Origin of the sequence: Pseudomonas cimarronensis (assembly GCF_049331905.1) — a bacterium.
GTDB lineage: Bacteria > Pseudomonadota > Gammaproteobacteria > Pseudomonadales > Pseudomonadaceae > Aquipseudomonas.
Genome location: NZ_CP186283.1, coordinates 3,249,687 through 3,261,871 on the forward strand (window position 1 = coordinate 3,249,687; position 12,185 = coordinate 3,261,871).

A 12,185-nucleotide genomic window follows, 5' to 3' on the forward strand; every position below is an offset into this window, starting at 1 on the left:
GGGCCTGCAAGTTAACTCAGCAAGCTGCGATCGAAGGTGAAAACTCCAGACGCCTGAGGCTGATGTGCCATAAGCGATTGAGGCCGCCCCATCTTCGGGTAGTTCTTCTCGCCGGTGTCGCTGATCCAGCCCTGCTGCTTCATCTTTTCCAGACGTCCACGCAGGGTGGTGTGCTGGACCGCCTGCCCCAGGCAGGCCTGAAACGCCAGCAGCGCCTCGGTCACGGTAAAGCGCGGCGCCAGCAGATAGAGCGGCAGCGAGGTATACACCGATTTGCTGGCCAGCCGCTCCCGCGCTTGCGCCACCAGTTGCACATGGTCGAATGGCAGCGGAAATCCCTCGTCGAGCACCTGCGTCAGGCTGGCAAAACACCAATCCTCGCCAGGCAGCACGGTATCAGCGGGCAACAGCGCCAGGTAAAAGGTGCTCAACGACCAGCCGCGCGGGTCACGCAGCGCATTACCCACCGTTGCAACCTGCTCCAGATGATGCGGCTGTACCCGCGCTTTTTCCTGCAGCGCACGGGTCGCGGCAGCATCCAGACTGAGGTCGGCACAACGACCGTTGACCAGCACACCGGGCAACGCCAACTGCCCGGCGAACGGTGTCTGGGCACGACGAATCAGTAACAGTTCCAACTCGCCCGCCCCGCTCAGACGCAGCGCAACGATATCCACACTGGCCAGCACTTCTGCAGAAGCCATCATCCCCTCCAATCCCTTCGACTTATTTCATCTTGACCAATAAGCCGACGAAATTCACGTATTTCGCAGAAAAGCACTTGACCACATATTACATCAGATGAAATATGTAGCCATGCAAACGCGCAACAAGGAGTGCTACCCATGAAAATCGCCAGCTTTGACGTCGACGCACAAAAGGGCTTCACCCCACTGTGCCCAGATGAGCTGCCAGTGGCCGGTGGCGAGCAGATCGCACCCGCACTGAATCAGCTGGCCAGCCGCGCCCACCTGCGCCTGGGCAGCAAGGACGCGCACAGCCCGCACGCCGCCTGGATCGCACCGAGCCATGCGCAGATGCTCAAACCATTGCCCCTGGCCAACGCCGATCTCAGCTGGGTCAGCCACTGCGTGCCGGGTACGCCTGGATTCGAGCTGCTGGATGAGCTGCCACAGCCGCTGGACTACGACTACTTCGTATGGAAAGGCGTCGAGCCGGACCTACACCCCTACGGCGCCTGTTACCACGACCTGGCCGAGAAGCGCAGCACGGGCGCCATCGAGTTTCTCCGGCACAATGGCGTAGAGCGCGTACTGGTCGGCGGCCTGGCCCTCGACTACTGCGTGAAGACCACCGCCCTGCAATTGCGCCGCGCCGGTTTCGAGGTAGGCGTTTACCTGCCAGCCTGCCGCGCGATTGCCGAAACAACTGCGCAAACCGCCTGCAGCGAGATGCGTGCAGCGGGTATCGAGCTGTACGGCAGCCTGGATGAGCTGGACGCGGCCCTCAACACGGACAAGAGGATTTGATCATGGGTGAAAGCGTATTTGCCGAGCGGATCGTGCAGAACCTGCTGGATACCGACTTCTACAAGCTGACGATGATGCAGGCGGTGCTGCACAACTACCCCAACGCCGAGGTGGAGTGGGAATTCCGCTGCCGCAACGCCGAGGACCTGACGCCCTATCTGGCCGAGATCCGCTACCAGATTGAACGCCTGAGCGAACTGAGCATGAGCGCTGACCAGTTGGCCTTCCTCGAACGCATTGCGTTCATCAAGCCGGACTTCATCCGCTTTCTCAGCCTGTTTCGCTTCAACCTGCGCTACGTGCACACCAGCATTGAAGACGGCCAGCTGTGCATCCGCCTGCGCGGGCCTTGGCTGCATGTGATCCTCTACGAGATCCCGCTATTGGCCATCGTCAGCGAGGTGCGCAATCGCTATCGCTACCGCGAAGTGGTGCTGGAGCAGGCCAGCGAACGCCTGTACCAGAAGCTCGACTGGCTCAAAGGCAAGGCTTCGGCCACCGAACTGGAAGGTTTCCAGATCGCCGATTTCGGTACCCGCCGGCGTTTTTCCTACCGGGTGCAAGAACAGATGGTGCACATTCTCAAGCGCGACTTCCCCGGCCGCTTCGTCGGCACCAGCAACGTGCACCTGGCTCGCGAGTTCGACCTCAAACCCATTGGCACCATGGCCCACGAATGGCTGATGGCGCATCAGCAGCTGGGGCCGCGACTCATCGACAGTCAAAGTGCCGCACTGGACTGCTGGGTGCGCGAATACCGCGGCCTGCTTGGCATTGCCCTGACCGACTGCATCACCATAGATGCCTTCCTGACCGACTTCGACCTGTACTTCGCCAAGCTGTTCGACGGCCTGCGCCACGACTCCGGTGATCCACTGCGCTGGGCGGAAAAGGCCATCGCCCACTACGAAAAGCTCGGTATCGACCCCAGGAGCAAGACCCTGGTGTTCTCCGACGGACTCACCCTGGAGAAATCGCTACGGCTCTACCGTGCACTTTACGGACGGATCAACGTAAGCTTCGGCATCGGCACCAACCTGACCTGCGACATTCCCGGGGTTGAGCCCATGAACATCGTGATCAAGATGACCGCCTGCAATGGCCAGCCGGTTGCCAAGATTTCCGATGCTCCGGGTAAGACTCAATGTCGCGACGACAACTTTGTCAGCTACCTAAAACATGTTTTTCGCGTCAGCGACGCACAGTGAGGACTTTGATATGAGCAATCGCCAAGCCGAAATCGCCGCAGCCCTTGATGTGGTCGCGCCTTTCGCCGATACCGCCGCGCTGCTGGCGCAGATCGACAAGCGCAAGGCCTTTATCAAACAGTGCCTGCGCAACTCCGGCCTGAAAGTGCTGGTTCTTGGCATCAGCGGCGGCGTCGACTCGCTGACCGCTGGCCGCCTGGCCCAGTTGTCCGTAGAAGAGTTGCGGGCAGAAACCGGTGATCAGGCCTACCGTTTTATCGCGGTGCGCCTGCCCCACGGCACTCAGCACGACGAGCAGGACGCCCAGGACTCACTGAAATTTATCCGCGCCGATGAAGAAGACACGGTGAATATCGCGGACAGCGTACTGGGCCTCGGCGAACAGGTGGCCCACCTGCAAAAGCTCAGCGACGCCCGCCGCGATTTCGTCACCGGCAATATCAAGGCCCGTATCCGCATGGTCGCCCAGTTCGCCATCGCCAATGCCAACAACGGCTTGGTGATCGGCACTGACCACGCGGCTGAAGCGGTGATGGGCTTTTTCACCAAGTTCGGTGACGGTGCCTGTGACCTCGCCCCGCTATCAGGCCTGGTCAAAGGCCAGGTACGCGCCATCGCCCAACACTTGGGCGCACCGGACAACCTGGTGTTCAAGGTGCCAACAGCGGATTTGGAAGAACTGCACCCCGGCAAGCCAGACGAAGAAGCCCACGGCGTCAGCTACGCGGAAATCGATGCCTTCCTCCACGGCCAGCAAGTACGCGAAGAGGCCTATGCCATCATCGTGCGCACCTATGACGCCACTCGCCATAAACGCGAACTGCCGCTGGTTCCCTGAGCTTCTAAAACCCATGAAAAAGCCGGGCATTGCCCGGCTTTTTCATTACGGAGGTCGATCAAGCCCTGGGCAGAGTCACGCCCAGTTGGCCCTGGTACTTGCCACCGCGATCCTTATAAGACACTTCGCATGCCTCATCGGACTGCAGGAACAGCATCTGCGCCACACCCTCGTTGGCGTAGATCTTCGCCGGCAAGGTGGTGGTGTTGGAGAACTCCAGGGTCACATGGCCTTCCCACTCAGGCTCCAGCGGCGTGACGTTGACGATGATGCCGCAGCGCGCGTAGGTGCTCTTGCCCAGGCAGATGGTCAGTACGTCACGCGGAATACGAAAGAACTCCACGGTGCGCGCCAGGGCGAAGGAGTTCGGTGGAATGATGCACACATCGCTTTTCACATCGACAAAGCTCTTCTCATCGAAGTTCTTTGGGTCGACGGTCGCCGAATTGATATTGGTGAACACCTTGAATTCATCAGCGCAGCGCACGTCATAGCCGTAGCTGGAAACCCCGTAGGAGATCAGCCGATCAGCACCCTCGTTGCGCACCTGGCGCTCGACGAAAGGCTCGATCATGCCGTGCTCTTGGGCCATGCGGCGAATCCACTTATCCGATTTGATGCTCATGGCGGGTGTCCTGCTGTAGGCGAGATGATGAAAAAGTGAGCGCATCTTACCGGGGCTGACGGCAGGGTTCAAAGGCTGTTGCGCCAGCCCGCGCGCGCAGCGGAAAAACCACCTATTGATCGGTAAATAACAGAAAGATGCACAGAGCATTCGCGCTTAGCGCTAAAAGCGGGTATGGTGAGCCCACTGTGCTGCATGTGTCACCGCGAATCGCTACCTGATGCCTAGATTTCGATCCAAACATCGTCCGACTCCTAGTACTCGTTGCACTCAGTCCCGGCCTGGGCTTTTCCAGGGCTGTTATTACTTTTGTTAGGAGACATTCACATGTCCAATCGTCAAACTGGCACCGTTAAGTGGTTCAACGATGAGAAAGGCTACGGCTTCATCACTCCGCAATCCGGTGACGATCTGTTCGTACACTTCAAAGCTATCCAGAGCGATGGCTTCAAGAGCCTGAAAGAAGGCCAGCAAGTTTCCTTCGTGGCCACCCGTGGTCAGAAAGGCATGCAGGCTGAGGAAGTTCAGGTTATCTAACCTGCGCTAACCCGCTTGAGAAAAAGCCCCGCCTAGTGCGGGGCTTTTTTATGCCCGCCATTCCTGGCGGTCACCCTGCAAGCCGTCGCTACGTGACGTTAAAAATCGCTCCCGGCGATTTTTATGCCTGCATTTTCTGTAGCGCACGGCTACCACAGCGGCGCGCACAATCGGCGCGCCGCTGTGGCATCAGTCGTCGCTGATCACAATGTTTGGCATCGCCTGCTGCGCACCACCCTGGGCAATCCGCGCACCGACGTTGCGTGCAGTTTCCTGATAGATCATCGCGATCTGGCTTTCCGGATCGGCAATGGTTGTGGGCTTGCCTCCATCAGACTGCATGCGGATGGCCATCGACAGCGGCAAGGAGGCCAGCAGATCGACACCAAACTGCGCCGCCAGCTTTTCACCGCCGCCCTCGCCGAACAGATGCTCGGCATGCCCGCAGTTCGAGCAGATATGCACGGCCATGTTTTCCACCACGCCGAGCACCGGGATATTCACCTTGCGGAACATCTCCACGCCTTTCTTGGCATCCAGTAGCGCCAGGTCCTGTGGCGTGGTGACGATCACCGCACCGGCCACCGGCACCTTCTGCGCCAGGGTCAACTGGATATCGCCAGTGCCCGGCGGCATATCCACCACCAGGTAATCCAGATCATCCCAAGCGGTCTGGGTAATCAGCTGGATCAGCGCACCGGAGACCATCGGCCCGCGCCACACCACCGGGGTGTTCTCGTCGGTGAGAAAGGCCATGGACATCACTTCCACGCCATGGGCCTTGAGTGGCACAAACCACTTCTGGTCTTTCACCTGTGGCCGCGTACCTTCCGCGATACCGAACATGATGCCCTGGCTTGGCCCATAGATATCCGCATCGAGAATGCCGACCTTGGCCCCTTCGCGCGCCAGTGCCAGTGCCAGGTTGGCCGCCGTAGTGGACTTGCCCACACCGCCTTTGCCGGAGGCCACAGCGATCACATTCTTCACATTGGCCAGCGCCGGCACCTGGTCCTGCGCCTTGTGCGCCTCGATCACACAATCGATCTGCACCTGAGCTCGTTCAACGCCGTCGAGGTTTTCCAGAGCCATCTGCAGCATCTGCGCCCAACCGCTCTTGAACAACCCGGCGGCGTAGCCCAATTCCAGGCGCACCTTGACCTGCCCGCCCTGGATATCCACCTCGCGCAGGCAACCGGCGCTGACCGGGTCCTGATTCAGGTGCGGATCGGTGTATTGGGACAGGGCGGCTTCTACCGCTGCGCGGGTAACGACACTCATGGAAGGCTCCGAAAGGCTGAGTAAAGCAGGCGGGCATCTTACCCCAGGCCAACCGCATCAGGTCACACCGACAGGCATTGCCCGCGCAAGGATGAAAAATATCCGCCGCCCCTATATAGTTGCCGGCTTCCCTGAGTTACCAGTGCAGCCGATCCCATGAGCCAAGCCCGCAAAATTCTCGTTACCAGCGCCCTGCCCTACGCCAACGGTTCGATCCACCTTGGCCATATGCTCGAGTACATCCAGACCGACATGTGGGTGCGTTTCCAGAAGCTGCGCGGCAACCAGGCTATCTACGTCTGCGCCGACGATGCGCATGGCTCGGCGATCATGCTGCGCGCCGAAAAAGAAGGCATCACCCCGGAACAGCTGATCGCCAACGTGCAAGCCGAACACACCGCCGACTTTGCCGATTTTGGCGTGGCGTTCGACAACTACCATTCGACACACTCGGAAGAGAACCGCGAGCTGGCGTCCTCGATTTACCTCGCCTTGCGCGACAAAGGCCATATCGCCACCCGCTCGGTGACCCAGTATTTCGACCCTGAAAAGGGCATGTTCCTCGCCGACCGCTTTATCAAAGGCACCTGCCCCAAGTGTGCGGCCGAAGATCAATACGGCGACAACTGTGAAAAATGCGGCGCCACCTACGAGCCAACCGAGCTGAAGAACCCGCGTTCGGCCATCTCCGGCGCCGTACCTGAACTACGTGACTCCAAGCACTTCTTCTTCAAGCTGCCGGACTTCGAGGCCATGCTCAAGCAATGGACCCGAAGCGGCGCACTGCAGGACGCGGTGGCCAACAAAATCGCCGAGTGGCTGGATTCCGGCCTGCAGGAATGGGATATCAGCCGCGACGCGCCGTACTTTGGCTTTGAAATCCCCGACGAGCCGGGCAAGTACTTCTACGTCTGGCTGGATGCGCCGATCGGCTATATGGCCAGCTTCAAGAACCTCTGCGCCAAGCGCCCAGAGCTGGACTTCGACGCGTTCTGGGGCAAGGACTCGACCGCCGAGCTGTACCACTTTATCGGCAAGGACATCGTCAACTTCCACACCCTGTTCTGGCCGGCCATGCTCGAAGGCGCGGGTTACCGCAAGCCTACCGCCGTCGCCGTTCACGGTTACCTGACCGTCAACGGGCAGAAGATGTCCAAGTCGCGTGGCACCTTTATCAAGGCGCGCACCTATCTGGATCATCTGAACCCGGAGTACCTGCGCTACTACTACGCGGCCAAACTGGGCCGCAGCGTGGATGACCTCGACCTGAACCTCGAAGACTTCGTACAGAAGGTCAATTCCGACCTGGTCGGCAAAGTGGTGAATATCGCCAGCCGCTGCGCTGGCTTTATCCACAAAGGCAACAACGGCCTGCTGGTGGCCGGTAATGCCGCGCCTGAACTGACCGAGGCCTTCCAAGCGGCTGCCCCGAGCATCGCTGAAGCTTATGAAGCGCGCGACTTTGCCCGCGCCATGCGCGAAATCATGGCCCTGGCCGATCGCGCCAACGCCTGGATCGCCGATAAAGCGCCCTGGTCCCTGAACAAGGTTGAAGGCAAGCAAGACGAAGTGCAGGCCATCTGCGCGCTAGGCATCAACCTGTTCCGCCAGTTGGTGATTTTCTTGAAGCCGGTGCTGCCGCAGCTGGCCAGCGATGCCGAGGCGTTCCTCAATGTCGCACCACTGAACTGGAACGACCACCAGACGCTGCTGGCCAACCACCAGCTGAACCCGTTCAGCGCCCTACTGACCCGAATCGAACCTGCGAAAATCGACTCCATGATCGAAGCCTCCAAAGAAGACCTGGCCGCCAGCGAAGCCGCACTAGCCGCAGCGGGCAATGGCGAGCTGACGAAAGACCCACTGGCTGCAGAAATCGCCTTCGACGCCTTTGCTGCGGTCGATCTGCGTATCGCCCTGATCGAGAAGTGCGAGTTCGTCGAAGGCGCCGACAAGCTGCTGCGCCTGACCCTGGATATCGGTGACGCCAAGCGCAACGTGTTCAGCGGCATCAAGAGCGCCTACCCGGACCCAAGCAAGCTGGAAGGCCGCCTGACCCTGTACGTCGCCAACCTGGCCGCGCGCAAGATGAAGTTCGGCATCAGCGAAGGCATGGTCCTGGCGGCCGGCCCTGGCGGTGAAGAAATCTACCTGCTCAGCCCGGACAGCGGTGCCAAGCCGGGCCAGCGGGTCAAATAACCCTGCAGCCCACTAGCGCAGCCGGCAGAGCTTGGCTGCGCTAGCCTTATGGCAGCACCTCAGGGAGGCTGATCCGGCTTGTATGGCTGGTTCGGCTTACCGATAATAGCCACCCTTTTCCTGCGGCCTTTGCCCGTCCATCAATGGAACCCGCAATGACCGAACTCGCCTTGATCATGGTCAGCGCCATCCTGGTCAACAACTTCGTGTTGGTCCAGTTCCTTGGCCTGTGCCCCTTTATGGGCGTCTCGAAGAAGATCGAGACGGCTATCGGCCTGTCACTGGCCACCACCTTCGTGCTGACCCTGGCCGCCATGTGCAGCTACCTGGTGCAGCAATACGTATTGAAGCCGCTGGATATCGAATACCTGCGCACCATCAGCTTTATTCTGGTGATCGCGGTGGTGGTGCAGTTCACCGAAATGGTGGTGAACAAGACCAGTCCGCTGCTGTACCGCGTGCTTGGCATCTTCCTGCCGCTGATCACCACCAACTGCATAGTCCTCGGCGTGGCCCTGCTCAACGCCAACAAGGCCGAATTCACCTTTATCACCGCCACCGCCAATGGCTTTGCCGCCGGCATCGGTTTCTCCCTAGTACTGGTGCTGTTCGCCGCCATGCGTGAACGCATCGCCATTGCCGATGTGCCGAAATCCTTTCAGGGCGCGGCCATCGGCATGATCACGGCCGGGCTGATGTCTCTGGCGTTTATGGGCTTTACCGGGCTGATCAAGCTATGAGCCTGGTACTGATCGCCGTTCTCGCCCTGCTCGCCCTGTGCCTGGTGGCCGGCGCCATCCTCGGTTTCGCCGCCGTGCGCTTCAAGGTCGAAGGCAACCCGATTGCCGAACAGATCAATGCTCTGCTGCCGCAAACCCAGTGCGGCCAGTGCGGCTATCCGGGGTGCAAACCCTACGCCGAGGCGATTGCCGGCGGCGACAAGATCAACAAATGCCCACCCGGCGGCGAAGCGACTATCCAGGCCCTTGCCGACCTGCTCGACGTTGAAGCCGAACCGCTGGACGCCGTGGAAGGCGAAAAACCGCAAATGGTTGCCTATATCCGCGAAGCCGAATGCATCGGCTGCACCAAGTGCATCCAGGCCTGCCCGGTGGACGCCATCGTCGGCGCGGCCAAGCAGATGCACACGGTGATCGTCAGCGAATGCACCGGCTGTGACCTGTGCGTCGAGCCCTGCCCGGTGGACTGCATCGACATGATCGAAGTGGGCAGCACCGTGCAAAGCTGGAAATGGGAAAAACCCTTGGCCCCCGGCCAACTGATTGCCAGCGACCGGGAGCAAGCGGCATGAGCGCATTGCACAAGGCGGAAGCATTGATCTGGGATATCCCCGGCGGCATTCACCCGGCCGAGCGCAAGGAGCTGTCCAACCGCACGCCGATCCAGCCAGCGCCGCTGCCGGGGCGCCTGACCCTGCCGCTCAACCAGCATATCGGCACGCCTGCAGAACCGGTGGTCGTCGTGGGTGAGCGCGTGCGCAAAGGCCAGCTGATCGCCGCCGCCAATGGTTTTGTCAGCGTGCCCGTGCATGCGCCGACCTCCGGCACCGTGAGCTTTATCGGCCCGCAGCCTTACCCGCATGTCTCTGGCATGCTCGCCCCAGCCATCGTTATCGACAGCGATGGGCTGGATGAGTGGATCGAACTGACGCCACAGCCTGACTATCGTCACCTGGAAAGCAGCACTCTGGTTGAGCTGATTCGCCAGGCGGGAATCAGCGGCCTGGGCGGCGCTGGCTTCCCCACCGCAGTCAAACTCAACGCGCGGCCGACGCAGAAGATCCACACACTGATCATCAACGGCACCGAGTGCGAGCCCTATATCAGCGCCGACGACCTGCTGATGCGCGAGCGCGCCAACGAGCTGATCAGCGGCATCGACATTCTGGTGCAACTGATTCAGCCGGATCAGGTGCTGATCGGCATCGAAGACAACAAGCCCGAAGCCATCGCCGCCGTGCGCAGAGCGCTGAACGAGCGCAGCTACCAGCTCAAGGTGTTCCCCACCAAGTACCCCTCCGGTGGCGAAAAGCAGCTGATCCAGATTCTCACCGGAGTGGAAGTCCCCAGCGGTGGCCTGCCAGCGGATATCGGCATGCTCTGCCAGAACGTCGGCACCTGCGTGGCGATCCACGATGCTGTGTTGCTGGGCAAACCGCTGATCTCGCGCATTACCACCCTGACCGGCGAAGCCCTGGCCCGACCGATGAACGTCGAGGTGCTGCTCGGCACCCCGGTGGGTGAGTTGCTGGAGTTTGCCGGCCTGAACCGCAGCAAGCTGAATCGCCTGATCATGGGCGGCCCGATGATGGGCTTTACCCTGCCCGACTTTGCCGTACCCGTGATCAAGACCACCAACTGCCTGCTGGCCTCAACCACCGCCGAGCTGCCAGCGCCGCCACCGGCCATGCCGTGCATCCGCTGTGGCGAATGCGCCGAAGCCTGCCCGGCCAGCCTGCTGCCACAGCAGCTGCACTTCTTCGCCATCGGCCAGGAGCACGAGCAGCTCAAGGCGCACAACCTGTTCGACTGCATCGAGTGCGGCGCCTGCGCCTATGTCTGCCCGTCGAGCATTCCGCTGGTGCAGTACTACCGCGCCGCCAAGGGCGAGATTCGCGAGCTGGAGCAGAAGCAGCTCAAAGCCGAACAGTCGAAACAGCGCTTCGAACTGCGCCAGGAACGCCTGCGCCGCGCCGAAGAGCAGAAAGAAGCCGAACGCCAGGCCCGCGCCGCTAAAGCCGCTCAAGCCAAAGCGGCCCAGGCACAAACCGCACCAGCGGCAGCGGACAGCGCTGTGCCACCGGCAAAACCCGGCCTGAGTGACGAGCAGAAGAAACTCAAGATCGAAGCGAGCATGGCCCAGGTTGCCCTGAAGAAAGCCGAGAAGCAGCTGGCCACCCACGCCAGCCCCGAGCTGCAGGCCCAGGTCGACGCACTGCGCAGCGCTGCAGCCATCGCCCAGCAGGCGCTCGACAGCGCCATGGCCGCCAACCCGCCAGCCTCGGCCGCAGCACCAGCAGTCGACGATGGCGCAGTGAAAAAAGCCAAGATCGATGCTGCCATGCTCCGCGCCCAGGTGCGCAAGCTGGAAAAGCTCGAAGCACCGAGTGATGAGCAGCAAAGCGAACTGCAGCAACTGCGCCGCCAGCTGGAAGCGGCAGAGAAGCTGCTGGCCAGCCTGGAAGCTCAAGCGCCGGCACCAGCCGCCAAACCCGCCGCTGACGATGGCGCACTGAAAAAAGCCAAGATCGACGCTGCCATGCTGCGTGCCCAAGTGCGCAAGCTGGAAAAACTGGAAGCCCCCAGCGACGAGCAGCACAGCGAACTGCAACAACTGCGCAGCCAGCTGGAAGCGGCAGAGAAGCTGCTGGCCAGCCTGGAAGCCCAGGCGGCGGCACCGGCCGCCAAACCGGCTGCCGACGATGGCGCACTGAAAAAGGCCAAGATCGACGCTGCCATGCTTCGCGCCCAGGTGCGCAAGCTGGAAAAACTCGAAGCACCGAGTGACGAGCAGCACAGCGAACTGCAGCAACTGCGCAGCCAGCTGGAGGCCGCTGAAAAATTGCTGGCCAGTCTGGAAGCTCAGGCACCAGCCGCCGTAAAAGCACCTGATACAGACGCCCCCGACCCGCTGAAAAAAGCCAAGATCGAACTGGCGATGAAACGTGCCGAGCTGAAGAAGGCCGAGAAAGCCGGCAGCGATGAAGCCACGCTTGGCAGTTTGCGCGAAGCATTGAGCGCCGCCGAGCAGGCGCTGCACCAGGTAGAGGAGGATTCCGGCAAGCCGGTACCAGAGCTGGTGCGTACCGACAAAAAGCCGATCGACGAAACCACCCGCGCGCTGAAGACCGAAGTGGCCTTTGCCCGCGCCGATCTGCGCAAGCTGGAGCGTGATGACAGCAGTGCAGCCGACGCCCTGGCCGCCGCACGTCAACACCTGGCCGACGCCGAACGCCAATTACAGGAACACGCAGGCAGCTGACCACA

11 protein-coding genes are annotated in these 12,185 nt (G+C 61.0%); 8 read left to right on the top strand and 3 right to left on the bottom strand.

Annotated features, from left to right (window positions below; translation table 11 throughout):
* Positions 1-11: 11 nt before the first annotated feature.
* Complete coding sequence (locus ACOCLD_RS15145) at positions 12-704, bottom strand: NUDIX hydrolase (RefSeq protein ID WP_422911824.1); 693 nt, start codon at positions 702-704, stop codon at positions 12-14.
* Between the two features lie 141 nt (positions 705-845).
* Between ACOCLD_RS15145 and ACOCLD_RS15150 the strand changes: the two genes are divergently transcribed.
* From ACOCLD_RS15150 to nadE, 3 genes are read left to right on the top strand one after another with little or no spacing between them, the layout of a single operon-like run.
* Positions 846-1,490 carry a nicotinamidase gene (locus ACOCLD_RS15150; protein WP_422909756.1) on the top strand — a complete coding sequence of 215 codons (645 nt, stop codon included), beginning with the start codon at positions 846-848 and terminating at the stop codon, positions 1,488-1,490.
* 2 nt (positions 1,491-1,492) lie between these two features.
* Positions 1,493-2,698: a nicotinate phosphoribosyltransferase gene (gene pncB, locus ACOCLD_RS15155; protein WP_422909757.1), complete on the top strand. Its 1,206-nt coding sequence runs from the start codon at positions 1,493-1,495 to the stop codon at positions 2,696-2,698.
* A gap of 10 nt (positions 2,699-2,708) precedes the next feature.
* The gene (nadE, locus tag ACOCLD_RS15160) at positions 2,709-3,536 is read left to right on the top strand and encodes an ammonia-dependent NAD(+) synthetase (protein ID WP_422909758.1); all 828 of its coding nucleotides are present in this window, start codon (positions 2,709-2,711) and stop codon (positions 3,534-3,536) included.
* Between the two features lie 58 nt (positions 3,537-3,594).
* On the opposite strand, the gene dcd is transcribed toward nadE, so the two are convergent.
* The gene (dcd, locus tag ACOCLD_RS15165) at positions 3,595-4,161 is read right to left on the bottom strand and encodes a dCTP deaminase (RefSeq protein ID WP_233686065.1); all 567 of its coding nucleotides are present in this window, start codon (positions 4,159-4,161) and stop codon (positions 3,595-3,597) included.
* Between the two features lie 327 nt (positions 4,162-4,488).
* On the opposite strand from dcd, the gene ACOCLD_RS15170 reads away from it, so the two are divergent.
* The gene (locus ACOCLD_RS15170) at positions 4,489-4,698 is read left to right on the top strand and encodes a cold-shock protein (protein WP_003245585.1); all 210 of its coding nucleotides are present in this window, start codon (positions 4,489-4,491) and stop codon (positions 4,696-4,698) included.
* Positions 4,699-4,887: 189 nt separating this feature from the next.
* On the opposite strand, the gene apbC is transcribed toward ACOCLD_RS15170, so the two are convergent.
* A complete protein-coding gene (gene apbC, locus ACOCLD_RS15175; protein ID WP_422909759.1) occupies positions 4,888-5,979 on the bottom strand; it encodes an iron-sulfur cluster carrier protein ApbC in 1,092 nt (363 codons plus the stop codon).
* Between the two features lie 156 nt (positions 5,980-6,135).
* Here apbC and metG point away from each other — a divergent pair, with 156 nt between their 5' ends.
* The 4 genes from metG (at position 6,136) to rsxC (ending at position 12,180) form a co-directional block, all read left to right on the top strand.
* On the top strand, positions 6,136-8,178 hold the full coding sequence (gene metG / locus ACOCLD_RS15180; protein WP_422909760.1) for a methionine--tRNA ligase: 2,043 nt from the start codon (positions 6,136-6,138) through the stop codon (positions 8,176-8,178).
* A 155-nt stretch (positions 8,179-8,333) separates the two neighbouring features.
* Positions 8,334-8,918, top strand: a complete 585-nt coding sequence (gene rsxA, locus ACOCLD_RS15185; RefSeq protein WP_394238917.1) for an electron transport complex subunit RsxA — start codon at positions 8,334-8,336, stop codon at positions 8,916-8,918.
* On the top strand, positions 8,915-9,490 hold the full coding sequence (gene rsxB, locus ACOCLD_RS15190) for an electron transport complex subunit RsxB (RefSeq protein WP_090252379.1): 576 nt from the start codon (positions 8,915-8,917) through the stop codon (positions 9,488-9,490). The genes rsxA and rsxB overlap by 4 nt, the downstream gene beginning before the upstream one ends.
* Positions 9,487-12,180, top strand: coding sequence for an electron transport complex subunit RsxC (rsxC, locus tag ACOCLD_RS15195; protein ID WP_422909761.1), 2,694 nt, complete (start codon positions 9,487-9,489; stop codon positions 12,178-12,180). Before rsxB ends, rsxC begins: the two co-directional genes overlap by 4 nt.
* The last annotated feature ends 5 nt before the right edge of the window (positions 12,181-12,185 follow it).